The organism is Novipirellula artificiosorum, assembly GCF_007860135.1.
GTDB lineage: Bacteria > Planctomycetota > Planctomycetia > Pirellulales > Pirellulaceae > Novipirellula_A > Novipirellula_A artificiosorum.
In genome coordinates, this window is the sequence record NZ_SJPV01000002.1 from 40065 (window position 1) to 64597 (window position 24533).

General features: G+C 55.4%; 20 protein-coding genes. 4 read left to right on the plus strand and 16 right to left on the minus strand.

From position 1 onward, the window contains the following. Positions 1-35 precede the first annotated feature (35 nt). From Poly41_RS05950 to cmk, 3 genes are all read left to right on the plus strand, one after another. Positions 36-1205, plus strand: coding sequence for a DUF58 domain-containing protein (locus tag Poly41_RS05950; protein ID WP_146525038.1), 1170 nt, complete (start codon positions 36-38; stop codon positions 1203-1205). Beyond that, positions 1195-3714: a transglutaminase TgpA family protein gene (locus Poly41_RS05955; RefSeq protein ID WP_197231104.1), complete on the plus strand. Its 2520-nt coding sequence runs from the start codon at positions 1195-1197 to the stop codon at positions 3712-3714. The genes Poly41_RS05950 and Poly41_RS05955 overlap by 11 nt, the downstream gene beginning before the upstream one ends. A 67-nt stretch (positions 3715-3781) precedes the next feature. Further along, the gene (gene cmk / locus Poly41_RS05960) at positions 3782-4441 is read left to right on the plus strand and encodes a (d)CMP kinase (RefSeq protein ID WP_146525664.1); all 660 of its coding nucleotides are present in this window, start codon (positions 3782-3784) and stop codon (positions 4439-4441) included. Positions 4442-4474: 33 nt separating this feature from the next. On the opposite strand, the gene Poly41_RS05965 is transcribed toward cmk, so the two are convergent. The 11 genes from Poly41_RS05965 to pyrF all read right to left on the minus strand — a co-directional run bounded on the left by Poly41_RS05965 (position 4475) and on the right by pyrF (position 17404). Then, positions 4475-4951 carry a flagellar export chaperone FliS gene (locus tag Poly41_RS05965; RefSeq protein WP_146525040.1) on the minus strand — a complete coding sequence of 159 codons (477 nt, stop codon included), beginning with the start codon at positions 4949-4951 and terminating at the stop codon, positions 4475-4477. Between the two features lie 75 nt (positions 4952-5026). Continuing rightward, positions 5027-7810: a flagellar filament capping protein FliD gene (fliD, locus tag Poly41_RS05970; RefSeq protein WP_146525041.1), complete on the minus strand. Its 2784-nt coding sequence runs from the start codon at positions 7808-7810 to the stop codon at positions 5027-5029. A 179-nt stretch (positions 7811-7989) separates the two neighbouring features. Beyond that, positions 7990-10377, minus strand: a complete 2388-nt coding sequence (locus tag Poly41_RS05975; RefSeq protein ID WP_146525042.1) for a flagellin N-terminal helical domain-containing protein — start codon at positions 10375-10377, stop codon at positions 7990-7992. A gap of 876 nt (positions 10378-11253) precedes the next feature. Then, positions 11254-11481: a carbon storage regulator CsrA gene (gene csrA / locus Poly41_RS05980; RefSeq protein ID WP_146525043.1), complete on the minus strand. Its 228-nt coding sequence runs from the start codon at positions 11479-11481 to the stop codon at positions 11254-11256. A 409-nt stretch (positions 11482-11890) separates the two neighbouring features. Further along, on the minus strand, positions 11891-12514 hold the full coding sequence (locus tag Poly41_RS05985; RefSeq protein WP_146525044.1) for a superoxide dismutase: 624 nt from the start codon (positions 12512-12514) through the stop codon (positions 11891-11893). 164 nt (positions 12515-12678) lie between these two features. Next, entirely contained in the window at positions 12679-13452 is a 774-nt protein-coding gene (locus tag Poly41_RS05990) for a PIG-L deacetylase family protein (RefSeq protein ID WP_146525045.1), read from the minus strand. A 48-nt stretch (positions 13453-13500) separates the two neighbouring features. Beyond that, on the minus strand, positions 13501-14277 hold the full coding sequence (locus tag Poly41_RS05995; protein ID WP_146525046.1) for a hypothetical protein: 777 nt from the start codon (positions 14275-14277) through the stop codon (positions 13501-13503). 215 nt (positions 14278-14492) lie between these two features. Further along, positions 14493-15521 carry a phenylalanine--tRNA ligase subunit alpha gene (pheS, locus tag Poly41_RS06000; protein WP_146525047.1) on the minus strand — a complete coding sequence of 343 codons (1029 nt, stop codon included), beginning with the start codon at positions 15519-15521 and terminating at the stop codon, positions 14493-14495. 44 nt (positions 15522-15565) lie between these two features. Beyond that, positions 15566-15922, minus strand: coding sequence for a 50S ribosomal protein L20 (gene rplT / locus Poly41_RS06005; RefSeq protein ID WP_146525048.1), 357 nt, complete (start codon positions 15920-15922; stop codon positions 15566-15568). A gap of 206 nt (positions 15923-16128) precedes the next feature. After that, positions 16129-16335, minus strand: a complete 207-nt coding sequence (gene rpmI, locus Poly41_RS06010) for a 50S ribosomal protein L35 (RefSeq protein WP_146525049.1) — start codon at positions 16333-16335, stop codon at positions 16129-16131. A gap of 139 nt (positions 16336-16474) precedes the next feature. Then, positions 16475-17404: an orotidine-5'-phosphate decarboxylase gene (pyrF, locus tag Poly41_RS06015; protein WP_146525050.1), complete on the minus strand. Its 930-nt coding sequence runs from the start codon at positions 17402-17404 to the stop codon at positions 16475-16477. 194 nt (positions 17405-17598) lie between these two features. Here pyrF and Poly41_RS34775 point away from each other — a divergent pair, with 194 nt between their 5' ends. After that, entirely contained in the window at positions 17599-18336 is a 738-nt protein-coding gene (locus Poly41_RS34775; RefSeq protein ID WP_231615449.1) for a Dabb family protein, read from the plus strand. Here the strand turns inward: Poly41_RS34775 and Poly41_RS06025 are convergent, their stop codons facing one another. From Poly41_RS06025 to Poly41_RS06045, 5 genes are all read right to left on the minus strand, one after another. Next, a complete protein-coding gene (locus Poly41_RS06025; RefSeq protein ID WP_197231105.1) occupies positions 18337-19482 on the minus strand; it encodes an AAA family ATPase in 1146 nt (381 codons plus the stop codon). Beyond that, positions 19479-20825, minus strand: coding sequence for a hypothetical protein (locus Poly41_RS06030; protein ID WP_146525051.1), 1347 nt, complete (start codon positions 20823-20825; stop codon positions 19479-19481). Before Poly41_RS06030 ends, Poly41_RS06025 begins: the two co-directional genes overlap by 4 nt. Beyond that, complete coding sequence (locus tag Poly41_RS06035) at positions 20822-21691, minus strand: DUF4129 domain-containing protein (protein WP_146525052.1); 870 nt, start codon at positions 21689-21691, stop codon at positions 20822-20824. The genes Poly41_RS06030 and Poly41_RS06035 overlap by 4 nt, the downstream gene beginning before the upstream one ends. 71 nt (positions 21692-21762) lie before the next feature. Beyond that, on the minus strand, positions 21763-22764 hold the full coding sequence (locus Poly41_RS06040; protein ID WP_146525053.1) for a hypothetical protein: 1002 nt from the start codon (positions 22762-22764) through the stop codon (positions 21763-21765). Continuing rightward, positions 22754-23794, minus strand: coding sequence for a stage II sporulation protein M (locus Poly41_RS06045; protein WP_146525054.1), 1041 nt, complete (start codon positions 23792-23794; stop codon positions 22754-22756). Before Poly41_RS06045 ends, Poly41_RS06040 begins: the two co-directional genes overlap by 11 nt. Between the last annotated feature and the right edge of the window lie 739 nt (positions 23795-24533).

A 24533-nucleotide genomic window follows, 5' to 3' on the forward strand; every position in this document is an offset into this window, starting at 1 on the left:
CGAGTACCGATTCGATAGGCCACTCATCACGCGGGTTGTCTGATCTTCGACGAAAGATTCGGCTGACTCGGCTGGGAGCCCATTTTGTCTTTGTCGGGTGTTTCGCAATGCTCGGGGGAGCGCTGCGCGGTTTCAACTTGCTGCTTGTCGTTGCCGGTTTGATCATCGGAGCATTATTGATGCAGTGGCGCTGGGCTCGAAGTGCCTGCGAATCGATGTCACTCGAACGACAATTGCCCGACGAGGTTTTTGCCGGTCAATCACTTCGGATTCATTACCAGGTTGCGAACCACAATCGATGGTTGACCATTTGGTTGTTAGGCATTGAAGACCGAGTCTCGGTGGCCCGCAGCGGTGTAATCCAGCCTATGCGAACATCGCTGTCCAAAATTCGCCGTGGTGCGACGCTCACCGTGCCGTTGGAAATGGTGGCCACGGAGCGTGGGCAGTTGACCTTTGGCCCCTCCGTTCTGTCGACCTCGTTCCCGCTCGACCTATTGGCGGCTCGCATTGAGGACAAGCGACAACCGACACAATTGGTTTACCCGAGGTTGTTCGAATTGAAGCGGGGGTGGCAGCGTTTGCTATCAAGCCGTCACGGCGGAATGTCCAACCCGATCCAGCGAAGCGGGCGTTCCGAAGGCGACTTCATGGGACTGCGTGAGTATCGTATCGGTGACAAATTGCGGTGGATCCATTGGCGAACCACCGCTCGCATGGATGAACCGGTGGTGTGCCAATACGATCAACCACGTCGTTATGATCTGTGCCTGTTGGTCGATGCCTATCTGCCGACACCGCACGCGGATGATGGACACGTTGAAGACGCGATCAGCGTCGCCGCCACGATTGTTGTTCAATTGGCAGCGGTGGGGTCGAACCGGATCGTTCTTGCGATTGCTGGACGCGATCCGGTTGCGGCGCCAGCGAGCGGGTCGATCGAGAGCCAACGACGGTTGTTGGCGATGCTGGCCCGCGCCGAAGCGACGAAGAATCCGTTGTTTGCAGACGCGATGCTCAAGGCTCGCAGCACGGCAGGCCGTTTTCGTGATATGGTCGTCATCAGCCCGCGTTCCATCGAGGATGCGATGTCGGAATTGCCCGAGCAGACGGGCGCCCAACTCGGTACTTGGCTCCGTCGCGGTGCGCTTCGTTGGGTCAACGTCTCGGATCCCCAAAGCAGCCCCTGTTTCCATGTCTCTTGATACAAAAATCGAATCGTTGCGACTCAAGCTGATCGAGCGGATGCCTCGTTCGATGGTGCTTGACGGCGCAAAAGATCCGATCGCGATGACCGCTCCGGTCGCCGAGCCACTGGTGGGTGGTCAGCTTCGAATGATCTTTGCGTTGGTTTCCTTGCTCGGTGGGTTGGTGCTGGCAAGTGACGCAGAAACACATTCATTTGCGTTGATCGCTATCTTCTTTTCGCTGTTTGGCTATCTGTTTGTCGATTGGATGGGGTTCTTTTCGCTTCCTCCGATGCTAGCGTACGCAGCCATGATCGTCTCCGCGATCTTCTGTGTAAGTGGGTTGGTGCACATTGACTTATCTGCGAGCCCGATGATTTGGCTCGAACAAGAGCAGACGGGAAACCGTCATTTGATCGCGGTGTCGAGGTTGTTGGTTCTTGTGCAAGCGATTCTGATGCTACAGGCAAAAACACGAAGGGTTTGCGAGCAGCTCTGCATTTTTTGCTTGCTGGAATTGATCGTTGCGGCGGTGTTCAATCACGCCATCACCTTTGGCATCCTGCTGATTCCTATCGGTTTGCTTCTTGCGTTTGGCTTGACACTTCTGGCACGCGATGCGACGCGTGAACAGGTTGGATCATTGTTTTGCCGTTCGGTGGAACGCAAGGACCAAGGCTTGACACCGTCGAAGGGTTTGTATCGGTCGCTGATGGTGATGCTGGTTCCAGCTGTGATCTTGATTGCCGCCACCTTTTTCTATGCGATCCCGCGCACGACCACGGCGTCACGGTCCCAGGGCCGCGGGACGGCATTGGTTGGGTTTAGTGACGAAGTACGGTTACAGCAGTTCGGTCAGATGTTGCAGAGCAATGACGTTGCGATGCACATTTGGTTGACAAATCAGATCACCGGCCAACCCTATACCGTTGCGGGCAAGGGGCTGTATTTGCGCGGTCGAGTTTTGGAAAAATACCACTCGACCTTGGGCGTTCGTCCTAGCTCTGCGTGGAAGGCTCTGGGGGGCCATGCGATCACGCGAATTATGGGATTGCCAAGCGAATTCAATCCGATCCGCAGCAGTGACCACAACTTTTTTGACGCGGTTCAGGTCCAAATTGATTGTGAATCAATAAAGAGCTCTGCGCTTTTTGCCGTTGCACCGTACCATCAAGTTGAACGTGGGCTGGACGTTGTCCATGAGATCGATCGTTGGACATTGCGTCGCGAGGAGGGCGACGAATTTGAGTTCCCCGAATATTCTTATAAATTTGGGACTCACGCATTTCGAGGTGGTATTCAAACGGACATGATCGCAAGATACACGGTCGGAGAGACGGAATACATACTCAATGCTGCATCCCCCGGAGAGTATCAAAGGGATTTGTTGGATTTTAACCCGACATTGATGCCGATCGTAAAGTCGATGGCAGACCGGATTGTCAGTGGCATTCCCGAAAGGCAGCGGACGCGCACGGAGATTGCCAAACGGTTTGAAGTGTTTCTTAGCGTAACAGGCGGTTTTGAATACACGCTGAACCTGAATGCCACTCCGCAACGTGGAGTCGATCCGATTGAGCAGTTCGTTGGGTTCGACCGACGAGGACATTGCCAGTACTTCGCGTCCGCATTAGCGATGATGTTACGAAGCCAACGCATTCCTGCCCGATTGGTCGTCGGCTACCATACCGAGGACTACAACGAATTGGGAAACTACTACGTTGCGCGTCAATCGCATGCTCACGCTTGGGTGGAAGCGTTGATTCCCCATTCCGAACTGCCTGGGCCGATTTACGGACAACCGGAGATGCCAGAATACTGGCTCCGTCTTGATCCGACGCCCGGATCGAACGTCGAGTCGATCTCGGCCCAACGCGTCGAGAATGTGTTTGATTATGCAAAGACGCTGTGGAAGGGATATGTGGTGGAGGTCAGTGCAAACAAAGCGAATCGCGATTCCGCGTCAAATAGCGAGATGGCAGCGATCTCGACTTCGCGGAATCGAGTGGCGTCATGGCTCGAACGTACCATCGCTCGGATCCGATCGGGCCAACTTGGTGGAGGAACGCTGGCGGGTGGTGGCGGTTTTTCTTGGTCGGCTGCATGCTTGGGCGTTTTGGCGGCAATCGGCATTTTCGGTCTGTTGCGATTGCCGTCCCTTTTGGTACAGCGACACAAGAAGAAGTCCTCGGAGTCGGTTGTCGAATCACCGAGGATTGTGTTTTATGCCAAGGCGTTGAAGTGCCTTGCCAATGCCGGAATCGAACGGGAACGTTGGCAAACGCCGAATGAGTTTGCGCGGTTGGCCGTTGGTCTTGTTGATCGAGATACCTTGGACCCCTCGCAAAGGATCGAGTCGCCGCTTGCAGTATTGACGGATGCGTTTTATCGCCTACGTTTTGGGGCTGAGGGTCCCTCACGCGGTGAATCGACGGAGTCTCAGCAGATCGCCGATGCGCTGCGTCAACTGGATCAACGCATGGATACCTGGATGTCGAAGCAAGACAGTCGGCGAACCCATCGATAGACGCTCGTGAAGCAATTTACCCAGCTGGATGAACACGCGACCAGAACACTTTCGGAGAATACAACTTGTGATCGTGGCGATTGATGGACCAGCGGGTGCTGGCAAAAGTAGCATCGCTCGGCAAGTAGCCAAGCAACTTGGTTTCGAGTTCCTCGATACCGGCGCTCTGTACCGAGCAGCGACGTTGGCGGTGATTCGGGCTCAAATTGATTTTTCCGAGATCGATGCGCTCGTCGAACTGACGGAACGGGTCGAAATCCGCTGGGATGGCCAATGCGTGTTTTTAGGAGACGAAGATGTTTCGACCGCAATTCGAACTCCTACCGTCACCGATGCCATTCGCTTTTTAGCAGACGAACCACGGATCCGCCAACAACTCTCGGCACAGCAACGTCGGATTGCCGAGGATCGAGACATTGTCACGGAAGGTCGTGACCAGGGAGCCGAAGTTTTCCCAGAAGCGGAGTGCAAAATTTTTCTGACCGCATCCCCCGAGGAACGGGCACGACGACGATTGCAACAATTGGTTGCGTCTGGTCGCCACATGAGCGAACAGCAGGTGCTCGCCGCACAAAATAAAAGAGACCTTGAAGATCGGATGCGCCCCGTTGGGCGATTGCGGGCTGCCGAAGACGCCGTTGTCCTGAACACCGATGGCATGACCCCCGACGAGGTGCTGCAGGAAGTCCTCGGAATCGTCCGTTCTTGTATGCCAACCGGCGGATGATGGGGCATGCGGTGAAGCAAGGTCGAAAGCCGATTAACCCTCGAGGTTCAATCCGGTTGTGGGTGGTTCGGCGCAGGCCGCCGCTCCTTCATTGGCTACCACCAATCGCCATGTTTCGGCTTCGATTTCCAAAATCGTTCGAATTTCATCAATCGCGTCGGCGTCGCTTGATCGTTCCGCTGCGATCAGATGTTTCGACAAGAAAACGTACAAGTCGGCAATCTTTTCGCAAACGCCTTCTTTCGATGTGACGCCGGACAATAATTCGTTGATCAAATCAAGCAAGCGGAGTGAGTTCTCATTGGGGCCCTTCGTTTCCGGCTTCGTTCGCCAATTTTCAGCCAAGAGCCGGGCCACGTCGATTGAACGCTCGATCAGCATCAGTCGTAGTCTCGCTGGCGAGGCATATCGGATCGCTGAGTCAAGGTACTCGTCCGATTTTCGACGTCGAGGGCCTTGGTAGGTACTGGGCTGAAAGTTTGATGCGGGTTGCGAAGTTGTAAAGGTCATCGACGGGGTGCCTCCATGCGTTCGGTCGTCGTGGGGTCATGAGGAAAACAGAAGCCTTTCGGGAATCGGCCCCCATTACTCGCTGTCGCTGTAAATCGAAATCGGCTGAATCTGTGAAACGATCGATTGATTCGCCTGAATTTTAGCGATTGCTTCTTCCGTTTTGTAGAACTGCGTTAACAATCGTTCTCGCTCGGTTTCAAGTCGCAAGTTCATCGTATCAACGCGTTCGTTGTTTCGGTTAACCTGCTCGGCCAATGTCGAACTGCGATTCAATAGTAGACTGTTTCCGATCCCAGCAATGCGTTCGGTCAATTCGTCAACTCGCCCGGCGAATCCGGTTTCTGAGGTTGAGAAAAATGCATCGACCGCCGAAGGATCATTCTCGAGTGCTGCTGTCAGCTTTTCCGCATCCGTTTCAAGCTTTCCTTGATCGCTGAGGCTCAATCCGACCTGTCCGAGCGAACGGAGTTGCCCGGCTTGAGTGATGGCACCCGAGAACAGTTTTCCAAAACCACTCTGAATGCGTAATGCTTCACTCGATCCAAACAGCAAGCCAACCTCTTCGGTTTCGGCATTGTAAAAGGTTAGCGATTCAAGTTTATCCACCAACTTGTTGTACTGATCGACAAACGTCTTGACCGCCTTCGTTGCCGTTTCCGGATTCTGCGCGACCTTGATGGTGATTGGTTCGTCTGACAACTCCTTGACGGTCAACACCAAACCGCCATCGGAAACGCTGCTCTGAAGTTCACTGTGTCCGATTAACGCGGAAACCTCTTCTCCACCGATGGTTTGGCTAGTCGCCTCCCCAGCGATTCCCAATTCAGCCGCCGATTTTCCATTCCCAGCATCGACAATCTCAAGCGTTCCCGAGCCGCCTGCGGTATCGATGACCGAGATACCGTCACCGGCGTCGTTGATCGACGCCGAAACACCGATCCCCAATTGGTTGATGGCGTCAAGCAGTTCGCCGACGGAAGTGATGTTCTCTGTTCGCAGGTTCACCGCGCTGGTGATGCCGTCGCTATCTTGGACGGTGAAGCTTCCCAAGTTGATTCCGCGGCCGGAATTCAGTTCGGAAAGCAGCGTGTAGTTACTAATCGATTGAGTCGTTTGGCTTGAGTTCTCGAGATCGAATACCCCATCGGCACTGGTCATGAAGTTCTCGGGGCGTCCATCGGTCGAAACGGCGATCAATGCGTCTTGGCCACGACTGTCGGTCCGCAAATCCAGATTGAATCCCTCGGTTTCGATCGATATTTTTCCTGCTTCGCCCGCTTTATTGCCGCGAAGACGCAGCGAGTAGGTGCCGTCGTCGTTGGACTGGACCGATGCATTGCCGTAGCGACCGTTTTCGTTGATCTTGGCAACCAAGGTCGTAAGCGTATCCTCAGCGCTGACCTCAATCGAATCGGCTTCGGTACCCACCAACGCAGATACGGTCACGCCACCGACCGTTTGTTGTGTTGCCGCTCCGGCGATGCCCAATTCCTTGGCGAGCATGGAAGAGGACGCGTCTTTGATCTGCATTGTAGCGTCGCCACCCGCATTGTCGACGATTGCGATACCGTCACCGGTATCATTGATCGATGCGGTCACGTCGACGTCAAGTTCGTTAATGCGGTCAATCAGCTCACCGATCGATTCGATTTCATCAAAGGTCATATTCACCGCGGCCGTTGCACCGGCGCTGTCGGTAATCGTAAAGCTACCGCGGCTGATTCCGCTGCCTCCGTTGAGGTCCGCGATCAAGGTCTCACGATCAACGGTGGGGCGATTCAGACTCTTACCGACGATGATATCGTTCGACGTTATCGTATCGAGCCCCAGTTGGGCGGCGGTGTCGTCGCTCGACGAGATCGTGAAATCGCCTGTGCCACCCGAGACATCGCGAACTTGAAAACCGGTTCGCGAATCGTTGAGCTTGGCGATCAACTTCAATCCCGAAGCATCAATCGTCTCGATGATCTCGCTGGTGGTTGTTGCCGCTGACAGATCAATGTTGGCTGAAGTTCCATCCGATAGGGTGATCTGGAGCGACGTGAGCGGATCGAGCCCGGCGCCGCCGTTCAGTTGGGACAGCGAGGCTCCTCGCAGCGACGAGACTCCGTCGGGGAGATCCAATTCAATGCCGGTCACGGAATCGGAGGCAGAATCGATCCCCCACAAGCCGAGGTCGGCCGCCGTTTCCTCACTTCCGAGCTGCTCAACCTTCAAATGGCTTACCGTGCTGCCCGTCAAATCGATCAGCTTGATTGCGCCATTTTCGGTGGTTGCCCGTACATCGATCTCCGCGTCGTTAATCGCCGCCAGCACATCGTCAATCGTGCGGGCGTTGTCGAATCGGATTTCAGACGAGTTTCCCGACCGATCGGTGATTCGGACGGTGCCTTTCTCCACGCCACGGCCGTGGTTCAAGTCGGCAAGTGCCACAGAATCATCGAGGAATCCGCCGTTCGGTTTGATCGACAGGGTGCCGGAAAGCTCCAATGCGGTATTGGCATCCTCGAACCGCTTGAGGGAGCGGACGTCATGGGTTGCTGCGTTTTGCAGCGTCCGCACCGTGTGCGTGGCAACCTCCGCGACGTTGCCGGCAGTCGCAGAGATCGCATCTGTATTCGAAGAGTCTGCCTGCTTCGCTTGAAAAATCGCGGAGCTACCCAGTCGGGATCCGGCAAGTTGGACTCCGATCACGGATGCGGTCAATTCCGCCAGCGCCTGTTGCTTGGCGACCATGGTGTTGGTGCGCGCGACCAAACGGTCTCGCGGTTGCGAGCTGATCGCAATGAGTTGGTCGACCGTGCCTTGGATGTCTGTGCCGGTGACCAAGCCAATCGATGATTGTAGTCGGCCCATGAGGTTGTTTTCAGATTCAAGTATTGGGAGGTGGCGTGGTGGAGTTCAGCCCTATTCGTTTTAATCGTCAATCTGGTCCGGTTAGGTTCACAAAAACGAATCTACGCAAACGGCCGGCCAAGATAAATCCGGGCCGGCCGAGTGCTATCAAATGATCGTCCTGTCAATTGCTGCCGAGATTATCGAAGCAAGGAGAGGACGTTTTGTGGATTCTGATTGGCCATCGACAATACATTCGTACCCGATTGAACCAGAATTTGAGCCCGAGTGAGTGCTGCCGATTCTTGCGCGAAGTCCGCGTCACGGATCGAACTTTCCGCTTCCTGAAGGTTGGCAACCGTGTCCTTCAAGCTGACCATGTTGCTTTCCAGCGTCGTTGCTTGGAATGCACCCAGTCGACCGCGAAGGCTCGTTACTTGGTTGATCGCTTCGGTTACGATTTCGGCGGCTTGGTTCGGGTCGGTTGAAAGTGAAGCGGAACCACCGCTGCCGAGTTGGAACAACTTACCAGCCGATCCACCTAATCGAGCCGCACTTACGGATCCAATACCGATCCGAGCTTGTTGGTTACTGACCACGTCGGCACCGAGTTGGAACAGGGCCCCACCACCGGTGATCGTGAAGCTTGACGAATCCGTTTGATCGGCAGCCAATTCGAGCGAAAGGTCCAAAGTCGCGGTGTTGAGCGAAATTTGGTTCCCCGTGCTGTTCGCTTCGCGACCATTAATGGTTGCTTTGACGTCGGTTCCAACTTCGCGGGCACCCGCACCAAAGTTGCCGCCAGTCCCCTCTGAGATGACACGAAGGTCAACCAGACTGTCACTACCGTATGCAGAGCTGCGAAGTTGCAGGTCTTCCCCGTCTGCGGCAGCGGTGATGCCCGTTGCATCCGATACCAAGTTGATTTGCGCGACCAATTGGTCAAGCGAAGTTCCCTTGGAAACGTTGAAGACTTCCGATCCATTGGTACCGGCCAACTCAAAGACAGCATCTTCCTTCACGCCGCCGCTGGTATCCACACCGCCGGCCAATGCGCCGTCGGTTGCTCCCGTTCCCGCAATCGTATTTCCTGATCCGGTGAGCGTGGCCGAGAAGCCGTCAAGGCCATCAATCGCAGTTTGAATGTCCGCTGCGGCAGTTGCAGCGGCAAAATCGTAGGTGACTTCGATCGCGCCGGTCGTTGAATTGATTGCAGCACTCGTTGCCGAAGAGGCTCCGCCATCGACAAACGTAACAGCGACATCGCCAGCGACACCGGTGTCATCCGCAGTGACCGAAATGGTTGCCGCAGTCGTCGTGTCTGCACCACCCGTCAAGGCGCCATCGGTTGCAGGCGTGCCGCCGGTCGTTGAGCCGGTTCCGGTCAGCGTTGCTGAAAAATCGGTCAATCCATCAATTGCAGTCTGGATCGCGGAAGCAGCCGTCGCAGCCGCGAAGTCATAGGAGACTTCGATCGCGCCGGTCGTGGCGTTGATGGCAGCAGTCGTCGCACCACTTGCACCAGCGTCAAGGAAGGTTACTGCCACGTTTCCAGCGGCACCGTCCGCAGCGGTGATGTCGATGGTCGTCGCCGTGCCAATGTCTGCACCACCGGATAGCGTGGTCCCGGTTGCTGCGACACCACCGGTCGTCGAAGCTGCACCTGCTCCAGAGACCGTGAAGCCAAGAGCAGCAGTGTTCACGACGGATTGGATGTTTGCCGTAGATTCGCCCGCAGTGACATCGTAGGCGATTTCCAACTGCCCCGATCCATTTATGCTGGCGGCTGTGGTACCTCCACCGCCCGCATCGGTAAAGACCACGTCGATATTACCGGCGAGACCAGCCGCGTCCGCGTCGAATGTCAAGGTATCTGCACCGATCGAGACAGTTCCACTGGCAGCCGTTGCAGGTGGAGCCGCAGCAATCGTCAAGGTGGCCGTCGCAGCAGTTGCTCCAGCGTCCGCTCCGATCGCGATGTCACCTGTCGAGGCAACACCGGTCACGTTCGCTTCAAAACCACCGACGTCGACGGCTGCTTGCGTGGCAGCGGCTTGGATATCGATTTGAACATCAACGCTGCCGGTCGCACCAAGGTTGGCTTGGTCAATTTGCATCGTCTTGATGTTGGCCGCGTTCGTTCCGCCCTTGGTGATAAAGTCCAAGCCGCCGTCAAGAAGTTTTCGGCCTTGGAACGTGGTCGTTTGAGCAATCCGGTTGATCGCTTCGAGCGACGAGTCCACCTGCAATTGGTTCGCCGCGATTTCGTCAGCACTCAAGGCACCCGTATTGGCGGCTTCAACCACCAAGCCACGAACATCGCTCAGAAGCGAGCTGACTTGGCCAAGGGCACTGTCGGCAGTCGTGATGATCTGGTTGGCACGGTTTGTATTGCTGATCGCTTTGTTCATGCCGGTGATTTCACTTCTCAGTGCTTCACTCGCAATCAAACCTGCAGGGTCGTCTTTACCGCTGTTGATCCGGAGACCGGTGCTCAAACGTGTCAGTGCGGTTTGCAAATCGTTGTTGCTTTGGTTCAAACGGTTTTGTGCAACAAGTGACGAAACGTTAGTGTTAATTCTTGTCATGGCTCTATAAACCTTTTTTTGTGCGGCGAATCGCTAATTGAAATTTGGATCCGGCCGCGACGGACCGGCGAAACAGACGCTGCCCGAATGACGCGGCCGAACGTCGGTCGCTTCAGTGAATTGGTAGGCTTATTCGTCTGTAGTAACATCGGTCACCATCCATGCGCAGTCACAAGAACTGCTGGAAATTTATGCTGCTTCTCCGGATTGGGCACGCCAGATTCGTCAGGAAGCTTATAATCGGAATTCCTTGCCTGCTCCGTGTAGTTTTCGCCACATCCGGCGGGGGGGAGGATTGGCAGGTTGGCGTCGTTCTGATTAAAGAACCGGTTGCTGCAGCACCAAGCAGCAGCGATAACGCGGCAAGGGAGCGCCACAGCAAGGTGGCATCGTGCTAGTGGACCGTCAGCATTCAATTTTGGGGTAGTGGATTTCGCCAGAAATCCGTAACTCAAAGGTTCTTAGGGACTTCTGGCGAAGCCCACTACGTCCCAATTGGCAGTTTTAACCTTGACGGTCCACTCGGTGCGTCGTCTCGAAAGCAGAAGGACGTCGTGTCCAGAGAAGAGCGGGGTGAAGATCCGCTGCGTCGGTTGTGTACATCGGTACTGCATCCATGCATCCGATGCGAATTTGCCCTCGGCTTCTCGGTCCTTGCGTCCCTCAGATACTCCTTGCGTCCCCCAATTGCGAGGGGACAGGAATAGGACGTTTGGCATTCTGGATCCAGTTGGATGCCGAGGACGCCCCAAACGGGTCGTCCTGTTTCTCTCTACCGCTCTGGAACGATCGAACCGTTCAGAGCGATCTGTCGCTTTGTCAGGGATCCATCTTGTCAGGGATCCATCTTAGGATTGGCCACCCAAACCGCCGCGCCTACTGCCCCTTGTTGGGACGAACGTCCTTGGTCGCGGCGGGGCCTGTTTGCGAAGCTTTACGGTTTTCGCGTTGAATAGCGTCGTAGACTTCCTGGCGATGAACCGGAATCGATTGCGGTGCTTCGATACCTAAGCGAACCTTATCACCTCGTATATCCACAATGGTGACGACAACATCGTCGCCAATCATGATACTTTCGTCGCGGTGTCGGGAAAGGACGAGCATGGTGCCCTCGAGGTGCTGATGTGGGATGGGATCAAAAGTTGTCTGAACCGAGAGAAATCCGTTCTCTGGGTCGATTTGTCAAAGGATGGTGGGCACAGACGCAGAGCGAACGAATTTCTTTGCATTCGCATGAGTTGCCAACACCTAACAAATCGTCCGAACCCCCTGGAATATTAACGTACGCACGACGAAGTCCGGCCATGCCGATCATGATGGTTCGTCGCAAAATGCCCTGTTTCGGCATCCTACCAATTTGACATGCATTTCAGCGCGATTGTTCGGAGGAACCGGTCCGATTGCAGCGAATAGGCAACAAAAAAACCGACCCGCTGCGAGTGCCCTGATTGTGGACTCGTCAACGCATCGGCTTTGTATCTCGCCCAATTTAGGCGGGGAGCCGGTTTTCGAACTACATCGCAGCCTTGCAGCGGTCGGATACGGCATCCCAATCGACGACATTCCAGAAGGCCGAAATGTAATCGGGACGTCGGTTTTGGTAATTCAAATAATAGGCGTGCTCCCAGACATCAAGTCCAAGAATGGGCGTTCCGCCAATTCCGGCGATCTCTTTCCCCATCAGCGGGCTATCTTGATTCGCAGTGCTGCCAACCTTCAACTCGCCATTTTCAACAACTAACCATGCCCAACCGCTACCAAAACGAGTTGCACCGGCATTCGCGAATTGCTCTTTCATCGCATCAAACGATCCAAACGCCTTATCGATTGCGGCGGCGAGGTCACCCGATGGAGCCCCTCCTTTGCCCGCTCCCATCACGGTCCAGAACAGCGAGTGATTTGCGTGTCCGCCACCGTTATTGCGGACCGCACCGCGCTTGCCTTCGGGTACCGCGGACAGGTCCGAGATCAAATCCTCGATCGACTTGCCTTCGACGGCGCTTCCGGCGATCGCATCGTTGACTTTGCTGATGTAGGCTTGATGATGCTTCGTGTGATGGATTTCCATCGTTTGAGCGTCAATGTGAGGTGCCAAGGCGTCGTAGGCATAGGGGAGTGCAGGCAGTGTGTAAGCCATGATTTTTTTGTTCGCTCCAAAGTGAAGGACAGAATTGTGGTGAGGAGAGTTTCTAAAACGATAGCGGCGCGGTCAAGCAAAGGAAATAACCCCATCCGCGTTCAATGCGCAATTCAAACGTCTACGCATCTGCAATACCGGTGTGATTTGCTTGCCAAATGGACCTAACTTTTTCGCGTGTCCACGAGAATATCTGCTAAAGCGTCACGCAATGGATCGTCCTCGGGGCCACAAAACCCCCAATGCTGACGCCGCCGCCACCCTTCCGCATAGGCGAATTTTCCGCTCCGCCGGCCCATCTCAACACTCAAATCACGCAGCGTTTGCAGATAGCTGTCGAGCCCCTGGCTCTCATCGAGCCACTCTCGTTGGCTCGCATGGCAGGCCAAGGCGTCCACTTTCCGCTCGATCACCTCCTTTTCATCAAGGTACATATGAGGTTCGACGAATTCGCCAAGCGGCGTGTGCAGCCCGACCGGTTGAGCATGATAGACCGTCACCGGATCCATGTAGACGCTTGTTTCCGGGTCGCTTTCAAAATTTGGCATCCCGTGAGCAAAGGCGGCACTGACCGCCAACCGGCAAGCTGTTTCGTGGTCTTCCATGTAGTCAACCGGCGAATGGGTCAAGACAATCTTTGGTTTTGCCGTTCGCACAATCGCAGCCACTTTGCGAAGATTCGCCGTGGTGTAGCTCGCTTCCATGTCGGGATAGATCGGGTCGTAAAACGTCGCCCCCAGAACATCGCATGCGTTCTTGGCCTCTTGCAAACGGGTTTTAGCGCATGTGAAACGGTCCATCGTGGTCGATCCGCGAGACCCATCACAGAGATTGACGTAGTGCAGATCCCAGCCGCGAAGTCCGAGTTGCAGCAGGGCACCGGCCATGTAAAACTCAATGTCATCTGGATGAGCGGCAATGGCAAGAACAGCAGGCATGAGGGTACTTTCTCGTGGAGGTTGTAGCGGAAGGTTTCGGGCGGTTTGTTAAAAACGAACAGATTGCCAAGACTGAAAAATAGGCGATTTTTCATCCTTTTGGTATCCGACTAGATACCAAGCGGTCCGCGAAACGAATCGATTTGCCAACGTCACCACAAACCCGTTTTTCAGCGTCTGTTGCCAGCACTCATCGTCCGCCGCCGAACGCGAAGCACGGAATCGAACAACGACCTTCCATCCGTCGGGGGGCGTGACATCAACGGATAACCGGATCGTGTCTCCCTCTTGCTCGACAACGGGGTGCAGCTCAACAAGCAGCTCCGTCGTCTCCGCGTGAAGTTCCGCAGCCTCGCCCAGCAGTTGATAGTGTTCGTCGACCGCTTCGTTCAGCGAGTAACCCGAAGCCTGGAAAACCGAACGCCAAAGTGCGACACCGTTGAGCCCTTCGCTGTGCTGCTTGTTGGCAAACGTGCGAGCAAGTTTGCCTATCGATTCATCGCCAAACTTACGTACGATTGCTGCTGCAAACACCTCTCCTAGCTCATACACCAACATCGGTTCGTGTTCCTGACGAAGTCGATCGTTGTCGACCAATCGGTCAAAGTTGGCGTCCTCACGGCGCATCAGCACTGCGGCCGCCAATCGTTGAGCCGCCAAACTCGGATCGCTAAAAAAACGACGTTCGATGTAGGTCGCAACCCCTTCGTGAAAGAAACGAACCGAGTCGAAATTCTCACGCAGCTGGTTGTTCGATAGTGGACCGTCAAGGTTTAAACTGCGAGTTGGGACGTAGTGGACTTCATCAGAAGTCCCTAAGAGCATTTGAGTAACGGATTTTTGGCGAAATCCACTGCCATAAAATTTTATGCTGACGGTCCGCTAGCGGTCTATCACACCTTCGTTTGAGGGTTGTCGCGAATTGGTGGAACGGACTTCCTGTCCGTCATTTGTTGACTGGAAGTCCGTCCTGCCCCAATTCTTAGCGGTGACAAACCACTCAGAGCATGAGCGAAAGCCACCCCTTGCAGGAAGGCCCGCTAGAACTGCCGCAAAAACCTTAAGTCTCCGCTGTACAGATCACGGATATCGGTGATCCCGTGGCGTCGCATGCACAACCGCTCAACGCCCAACCCGAACGCGAATCCGCTAACCGTTTCAGGATCGTAGCCAACCGCTTCGAACACCGCGGGATCCACCATCCCAGCGCCACCAAACTCGATCCATTGGTCGTTCCAAAGGAAGTCGACTTCAACGCTCGGTTCGGTGAAGGGGAAAAACGACGGACGGAATCGAATCTGAACGTCGCCGCCAAGGTAATTGGTCGCAAACACCCGCAACACGGTCTTCAGATTCGCCATCGTGACGTGCTCGTCGACATACAGACCTTCCATCTGATGAAACATCGGAAAGTGGGTCGCATCGGGATCGTCGGGTCGATAAACACGTCCAAGGGAGATCACTCGGATCGGCGGCTGGCGTCGTTCCATCACGCGAATCTGTACCGTGCTCGTCTGGCTCCGCAACAATTGCTCGCCCTCGATTGCACGATCCGAAGTCGCCGAGGCGGTCGCAAGGTAAAAATTATCGAGCGGATCGCGAGCGGGATGATCCTCTGGAATGTTTAGTGCTACGAAGTTGTGCCAAGGATCCTCCACTTCGGGGCCTTCGGCCGCTTCAAAGCCCATCCGTCCCATGATCTCCATCAAATGATTGATCGTCTGCGTGATCGGATGGATGTGGCCGATGTTTGGCTGAATTCCAGGCAGCGTTGCATCAAAGCTGGGGTCAATCCCCGCTTCGCCTCCACCTCCCAGTATGGATTGGGAAGTTTCGAACGCCGCTTGGACCTTTGACTTGAATTCGTTCAACCGCATACCGGCAGCTTTACGATCGCTCGGATCGATGCCGCCCATCTGCTTTTGAACGTCTTTCAGCGCACCCTTCTTGGCACCGAGGAAGCGAACACGCGATTCCTCGAGCGCGCCGGCGTCACTGGCAGCATCAAACGCAGCCAACGCCTCTTGCTCGAGTTCGTCAAGGGTCGATAGGAATGACTCAAGTGACATGATTTGCTGCCGTCCCGTCGGATCAAATTAGCGGGACCTCGGCCTTACGCCGCCAGGGCTTCCTTTACCTTCTCGCAAACCTGCTTGAAGCCTTCCTTATCGTGGATCGCCATTTCCGAGAGCGTTTTTCGATCCAATTCGATGCCAGCCTTGTTGAGTCCAAAGATGAATTCGCTGTATCGGATGCCGTGTTCTCGACAAGCCGCATTGATGCGGACAATCCAAAGCCGGCGGAAATCCCGTTTGCGGACTCGACGATCACGGAAGGCGTACGCGCCGCTGCGAAGCAACGTCTCTTTGACGGTTCGAGTCAGCTTGCTCCGTCCGCCACGAAAGCCTTTGGCTCGCTTGAACAGACGCTTTTTGGATTGCCGACGAGCGGCACCTTTGGTGGTACGCATGGGAAATGCTTCCGGTGATAAAAGGGATTTGGATCGACGCGATAGGATCCATCGGTTCAGGCCCCGGTGGTCCATGCCACCGATGTTTCTGCCCAGCCGAATGGGTTTCGGAATCGACTTTCAAAAGGAGTGAAAAGCAGAACCCACCCTGAGTTCTGCAATGAATCGAAAACGGAGTCGTCGCAGGCGAATGACGGAACTCCGAATTAGTTACTGTAGCCGTTTAACGCAGCGTGGATCGTGGGCTCCATGCAAGCATCGAGCGATGTGGTGCCACGAAGGTTACGTCGGCGTTTCTTGCTAAGACCCTTGGCCAAGTGACTCGTTCCGCTCGAACGGTGCATCGCTTTACCTTTGGCCGACAAACGGAAACGCTTTTTCGTTCCTTTGTGGGTTTTGACTTTGTTACCCATTAAAAAATATCCGCTAGCGTGATTTTTCGTGGTTTCTGCGTTGTCGATCTCTCCAACGCCGGCTCAACAACTCGTTTGTGAGCGAACAGACGGCGAAAGATAGCGAATTGTCTCGATTTGCGAAAGTCCTCCGCCGCCTCTACCGCGAAAAACGCTGCAAAAGGAGCTGATTCATCTCGTCGGTCGCCTCCGAAACGGCATCCTGCCAGCGAGCATCGCCATATTTCTGCACAAACGGCTCGCGGCGATAGGCGAAAATGAGATTCCGCGAGTTATTCACAATCGCCCCACTGCCCTCAGAATCGAAACCGGCCAAAACATCCGCGGCACTTCCCCCTTGAGCGCCGAAGCCAGGGATCAGGATCCAACTGTTCGGCATCGCAGCCCGCATTTCCGCCAATTGCTCGGGGTAGGTTGCCCCCACCACCGCCCCCACAGGCCCATAGCCACTCGCGCCGATCCGGCCCTGGTTCAACTCACTCACCAATTCAGCCACCCGACCGTAAACGGTCTGGCCATCCGTAACCCGATCTTGCAGCAGCCCGCCCCCCGGGTTCGACGTTTTAACCAACACGAAAACCCCGCTCGCCCTTCGGTCGCAAACTTCAACAAAGGGCTCGAGACTGTCGCGTCCCAAATAGGGGCTGATCGTCAGCGAGTCGCTCCCCCAGGGGCTGGCGTCACCCGTCCCAAGGTAGGCCTGAGCATATGCTGTTGCCGTACTACCAATGTCATTGCGTTTTGCATCGGTGATCACCAGCAGCCCCGATTCGGAGGCGTAGCGGATCACATCGCCGAGCGCGATCATGCCCGCTGGCCCGAGTTGCTCGAAGAAAGCTGCTTGAGGCTTGACGATCGGAACGCGATCCTTCACCACATCGATAATCTCTCGGCAAAACTGAGTGTAGGCAGCCGCCTTCGCATCGGGAGAACCGCCGTCGGCGAGTTGAGCGATCGCGCGCGGCAATTGATCGAGTCGCGGATCCAAGCCCACACAGGTGACCGAGCGGGTTCGGCCAACCGCATCGGCAAGACGATCGGCAAACGAAGTGGAATCGGTAGCGTTCATGAGTGTCTCCGCGTTTGGAGGGAGTGAGCCATGGCAAAATGAAGGCCGTGGGCAATTGGCAAACGAGAACCATCACGTTCTCTTTTCTTCGCCACTTTGCGTCAAGGTGGCACGGACGCACTCCGCCAACCAAATCTGCTATTCTCTTAGAAACGTTGTTCGTAGCTTCCACTCCCCCTCGAGAGCCTTCCTTGATGAAACTGAAACTTGCACAACTGCTTTGTGTTGCCTTGGTGACCTGTTGCGTTTCCACGCCCAATGCTTCCGCCAGCCCGTCCGCGCCAACCGCAGCCGAAAAGGAGACTCGAGTGCTTCGCCATGCCGTTTTTTTCGCGTTTAACGATGAGGCGACGGAGGCCGACATCGAGAAGGTCGTCGACGCCTTCAAGGCGTTGCCAACCAAGATCGACACCATCACGGATTTTGCTTGCGGCGTGAATAACAGCCCGGAAGGTCTTAACGACGGATTTACACATTGCTTCCTGCTAACGTTCAAGGATGAAGCGGGCCGTGCGAAATACCTTCCACACCCCGCTCACAAAGCCTTTGGAAAGGTTCTCGGACCTCACATGAAGGATGTGTTCGTCGTCGACTACTGGGGCGACGCAAGCGAGGATACCGCCGAGAAAAAAACGCTGCGACACGCGGTGTTCTTCAAGTTCAAAGACGATGCACCGGCGGAAGGGATCAAAGCCGTCGAACAAGCCTTCGCGGCACTTCCAGCAAAGATTGACTCGATTACCGATTTTGAATGGGGCACCAACAACAGCCCGGAAACTCACGACGACGGATTCACGCACTGCTTCATGGTCACGTTTGACGACGATGCCGGGCGAGCCAAATACTTGCCCCATCCCGACCACGGCGCCTTTGTCGAAGTGTTGAAGCCCGTACTCGACAAAGTCCGAGTGTTGGACTTCTATACGAAGTGATCAGTCCCGGGGCACTTCCACGCCGCGAATCAACGATTGCAATTCTTCGTCCGCAGAGCGGCCTTCGATCTCCGCCTCTGCGGTCAATTGGACGCGGTGGCGTAGTGCCGGCAGTGCAATTTCAACCACATCGTCCGGAACGGCGTAGTCACGCCCAGAAAACGCCGCCAGCGTCCGGGCAGATTGCATCAAGGCAATTCCCGCTCGCGGCGACGCCCCGATGTGGAACGCTGGCCAGGTTCGTGTCGCGCGAACGATCTTATTGATGTAGTCGACCAAGCTCTCTTCAACCAAAACTTGGCCACACAACTGCATCGCTTCAAGGATCTGTTCTGGATGGGTTGTTTTTTGGATCTCGTCACGCAGCCGTTGGTTCAAATCGACTTGCAGGCTGTGCATCTTCAAAATCTCCGCTTCCTGATCCGACGTGGGATAGTCGACCCGCAGCTTGAACATGAATCGATCCAATTGTGCTTCGGGCAAATTGTAAGTCCCTTCGCTCTCAAGCGGATTCTGTGTCGCTAAAACCAAGAACGGTCGCGGTACACGGTGGCTCGTCCCATCAACGGTGACTCGGTACTCCTGCATGATTTCCAGCAGCGCGGCATGAGTCTTTGCAGGAGACCGGTTAATCTCGTCTGCCAACAACAATTGTGTGAAAACCGGCCCTGGCCGAAACCGGAACTCACTCCGCTGCATGTCATAGACCGGCGCGCCGGTAATATCCGATGGCATCAGGTCGGCGGTGAACTGGATTCGGCCGAATTCGCAACCGAGTGTTTGCCCGAGCGCGCGAACGAACAACGTCTTGCCCAGCCCCGGCACCGATTCGATCAACACATGTCCGCCTGCGAACAATGCGGTCAGTGTGCCGAGCACCAATTCATCTTGTCCAACAAAGAGCTTGCCGACTTCCGATGCGATCCGTTCGTACAAGAGCTTTACCGGAGCCATTCGATTCGTCGTAGGACGGACGGTCGTTGCGGCTGCTGACTCGTCGGCCACCGTTTCGACTTCGATCACTTCACCAACCAACGGTTGGCCGGCGACAGACGCGGGATCGGTCGGCGCGTCGTTAGCCAAAGGGGGCACGGAAGGAGGGTCACCCGCAGGTTGCGGATCGGGATTGGGTTGCGGACTGTTCAAGGTTTCGTTCTAGGGTCGGAGTGGTCGGTCGATGTGTTGTAAGTCACTTGAGGTGCCATTGTATCCTGCTTCGTCGCCGTCGCAGAGACAGTTGTTTCGCCATGAATTTGTCGCATGTATTCGCGGATGCGGCTTCTCGCATAGTCTTCGCCACCCGCACGGTTCATCAGCGAAGCGACCGCATCGAGATGATCGCCAAAATCACCCTGCACGCTATATCGAACGCGTTTGGGACGGCCGAGTGAGGGCAGCAACATCAAACAGATCACCAACCCGAGCAGCACCGCGTGAATCGTTACCAAGCTGATCGGCCAAGTCGTGAGTAGCTCCATCCCGCTCGCCTTGGGGACACTCGCGTCCGGCTCGCTGACCGGCAAACTGGTGGGTGCCGCACTAATGAATCCGACTCGGCCATCTGGTGGATTCGATGCGAGCGAGGACTGAACAATCTTCGCTGTCAAAGCGGCCGAGAAAGGATCGGTCATGGCAAAGTTGGTCACCAGCGAACCGCCAGCGATGACAATGATTTTTGAGTCCTTCCACTTCGCGGATTCGATCTTCGCCACAATCGGCAAACCCGATTCCGATTGAACCAGGGAGACGAAATCCACGTCCGTGCTTGTCGGTGTCGCTGCGCCAGGAAAAAGGTAAGTTGGTGAACCCGGCCCCGTCGGCCCCAGGTCGGAGGTATTTGCTGGGATGGGCACCGTCGCGGTGGAAGTGGCGCCGCTTGCTTGCGGATCCTCTCGCACAAACGGTTTCAGACGGAATTCAATTTCCTTCTTTGTCTCGCCCTCGAGCTGCGAGAGAGCGCCGCGAGCCCAGGGGCCGTCTGTTTTGGAAAACCCGCGACGCTGAACCAGCGGCTCGCTGACAAACCATCCGTTGGTTGGCATCGTTGTGCGGTTGAGTCGCCATTGCATGCGTTGATTGATACTGCGCGCAGCCCGCCTTCGGTATTCAAGCCGCTGCTCGGCAGACGCCAATCGACTTGCCTGCAGCCAATAATCGGTTTCGCTGCCACTGTCGGGGATCACAAACACCAGCGTGTGTCCGCCTCGCCTCAGCCAACGGTCAAACCAACGGGTTGCATCCGATTGGATGCTCGTCAGGTACTCGGGGGTCCAAACGATGATGTCGCATCGTTCAACTCGCTGCGTCAATCGACGAATATCGCGATCGTTCAAGCCGGCTTGAACAAAGGTCTCACGCAGTGCACCAAAGCCATTCAAGCTTTGACGCCCTTGGACACCTGAGGAGTGACCATATTCAGTCGACAACCGGTTGCAGCCAGCCGCAGCAACAAGAATCACGAGGCAGACGATCAGCTTCGCAGAGTTCATGCCGGCACCTCGTGATGCGTCTGGACAACTTGTTCCACCAAGGCGTTCTGTGTCCACAACCGTTCAAATTCTGATGCGGTAATCGAATGCCGACCAAAATAGGATCGCTCAAACGCATCGGTTGTCTCGTTGAGCCTTGTCCCCAATTCCGAATCGACCGCCCGCGTTTCCCGAACATACTTGCCGTTCGTCTTGCCACGATTGAGCCGCAGAATCCCTGCTCGGTCGAGCAGCAGCAATTGATGTGCAAACAACAAAATAATCGCCTGATCAAAGTGCCCGAGCATCATCAAACGCTCGGCTTCCGATTTTAAATTAACGTCCGTGCGCCGAAGCTCAGCCGGCAAATGCTTCATCCGTTCGATCGTTTGGTCATCGGGTGATTGGGGACCAAGTTGCGCCTTCGTCTGCGACTTGGCACTCAAGTCGATTTCAGTCTTCGACAGTGCATAGACCAATCCACCGACCGCCGACACAACGATCATCACCAGCAAGAACCAACCAAATAGGTTGCCAATCGATAACTCCGTTCCAAACCAACCGCTCCCACTGTTTCCGGCGGAATTGCTCTTGACGGGGTCTGGCGGCTTTACCAGTCGCTTGGCTTTTGGCAGCCAGCGACTATCGCGGTTTTCTGTGTCGTCGATCGACGACTTCAACTCCACCGGAATCAACACCTGATCTTGTGCATCGTACCATGGGGTTGATGGCAACGAAACGTTCTCGGTATCGGGCGGAACATCGAGGCTCGCGTCTTGCGAAGCGGCAATGGATGGCAAGCAGAGGTTCAGCAGCGTTAGCATCAGCAGCATTCGCATCATGCGGGGCTTGATTGTCGTCTCTTGCTTTGCGAAAGCATGTAACATCGTTACGTTTGCGGAGCGAAAGGCGACGTTTGTTTCTTGCTCGATGCTTGGTGACAACCACGATTTGCAATTCACGGCAAAACGCCTCCTGCATTCGCATTTGACGTGTCACGGCCAGGCAAAATGGCTTTTCCACTTCGCTTTGTTCCTGGCATCATAATCAATCCTGCTTCATCGCCAAATTGCCGCATCGCCTCGGCGCGGACCGCCAACTCAACTTCCCAACCTTCCAGGCGGATACGCGTGTCCAAATAGTTCAGCAACCGAATCACCACGCTGACTCCTGCGATGATCCAAAGCGCCGCGGGAAACAGAAACAACAAAAAGAAGAGGTCCCAGTCCCATTGGCCCAGCGCGATGCCGCGCGCCCAAAGCAGTGTGTAGAGTACGCTGAGGAATAGCCAAAACAACACGAACGAGATCGCTAGAAATCGCCCCCCAAGATCGCTCGCCAACGGCTGGTGCAGCGACTTGCTGCGGCGACGGGCTGTGATGACCGCAGCAGAGGAACTTCGCAGCGGGCACTGTTCCAGCAGCAGTATTTCTGGCAAGAACGGCCGGCTGCTGCGAAAAATCGCCAAACTGATGAGCAGCAGGAAGGGAACCATCACGTCAAACCCCGCCTGCGCCGGTAGGGAATAACGAAGGGCACAAAGCACCATCGCCGGAACGGCTAAGCGAACGACGGCCAGCGCCCAAAACCATCGCAAAAAATGACGCTTTGTTTCCTGAAAGACGCTTCCCCAGGTCGGTTGACTCTCAAACACCGCCTGGCCCAAATACAACGTTGTCGCAACACCCGCAGCCGGCGCCTGCAAGACCACCAACAGCGACATCCAACACAAGTATCGCCAAATCTCCGCCAAGGCTTCGTCATCGGTCAGTCCAAACTCGGCCTCGCCGAAGGGGATCCACCACAGCAAGATTGCATTCAGAACGGCCCAGGGAAACGCGCCGAGAAAGAAACCAATCAGTAGGGCTTGCGGATAGCGGCGCAACATCACCAATGACAAATCGCCAATCTCGGCGAGCGTCCGTCTACGGATGACGACGTGCGTGCGATCAAGCTGCATCCGCTACGCCTCCACGCTGCTTGCGGAAGTAGTCACTCGGTGCTTGGGAGGAGGGGAAGCCAAGAACAACGAAATAGAAACTGATCAAACCGCTCGACATGATCGCCCAAAGGGCCTTGAACACGTAAGGTGCAGGACTAGGCGATAGAAATCCTTCCGTGATTGCGGCGAGTACAAAAAGCACGACCGACGCCCCCATGACGGGGACGGCTTTCGCGGCACTCTGACGAACCGAGTCGTACCGAGTCAATCCTCCGGTACAGAAAAGACCCAGGCCAAGCCGAAGTCCCGCGGCGGCCGATAACGCAATCGCCGTCAACTCAAAGGGGCCATGTGCAGTGACAAAATGAAAGAAATTGTCTCCACCAACAACGTCCGGGCGAGCCATGTAACCAAACATGGTGCCCAGCGAAATTGCATTGTAGGCAAGGATAAAGACACAGGGGATGATCAGGATGCCAAATGCAAAGCACTGCAACCCAATACCGGTGTTGTGTTTGATATAGAAACCAGCCATCTGAATGTAGTGGTCTAGCGATTTGGAAATCGGCTTCTCGTACATATCCTCGATTTGCTCAAGGGCCGTGGCGCCAACCATCGATTGCGCGAACCCTGGAAACCGTTCTTCGTTGTATCCGAGGAACATCGACAAAGTGAACAATCCAAAGAAAATCAGTGTGGCCGCTCTTACACACGGGTCGGCGAAAATCTGCTGCGGCGCATCGTGAAAGATCGTGTCAATCCATCGCGTCGGCTCAAATTTTCTTGCACGGTAAAGTTGGTTGTGGGCCCGCGCGACCAACTGATGCAAATACGTCACGGTATTCGGCGGCAATTGGTAGGCGTCTGCGAGAGCCAAATCAGCACATGCGGCCCGATAGAGCGTTGAAAACCGAGCGACACCCTCTGCGCCGCGGTGATGCGCACCGCCCGCCTTTTCGGTCCGTCCACGGCTTTCCATCGCATCGCACAGCGATTCCAATTCGGTCCATTGGACGCGTCGCTTTTCGAGTAGTGAGGCAACGTTCATATCGGTCAATAAGTGTCGAGGTTCACGGATCGGTCACCGCGGCAACTTCGGTGGGCGGCCAAACCACAGCCAGACGAGCGACCGCTCGCTAGCGAATCGTTGCACGAAAACAAGAATCGTCCGATCATTGCGGAATTGGCGCCAGCATAGGGATTGTAGTCAATCGAGGAAGCCGCTGAAACGGCGCGGAAAGAAACGCTCCCCCCAATGTCCCGCTAGAGTTTCTGGGGGGGAAACGCCACCGAGGTGTTTTTCACGTCGTAGGGTTAAGGGGTCAGGAGTCAATTGTGCGAAGCACCCAAAGGGCCGCTGGCGGCAATTGACTCCTGACCCCTTAACAACCCGAAAATTAAATTTTGACGCACAACTAGCTGGACAGCGCCACTTTGGAGCGGAAACGCTACCAATACAAGCACGAATCGCAAGCGAGTGGGTTTTGACGTAAGCGATTGACTCGCTTGCGCTTCGAGCATGTAGGAAGAGAGAAGCGGTGCTGTCCAGCCAGGCTATTGATAGCATAGCAGAGTGGCGTTAACCTAGTATTCCGACTCAGCTTGAATTGCGAGTAGGCGTTCGAAGTAGGGCCGGTTCCCACCGGCCAAATTACTTGAGAGTGTGGCCGGTAGGAAACGGCCCTTCCCGAAAATTGAGCTGCGGCGGAGTACGAGTGGTTCGGAGTGGACAGATTTGCGGTGGCTGGAAAGTGGCCGTTGGTACAGGGGGGGGCGCGAGCTTGAAT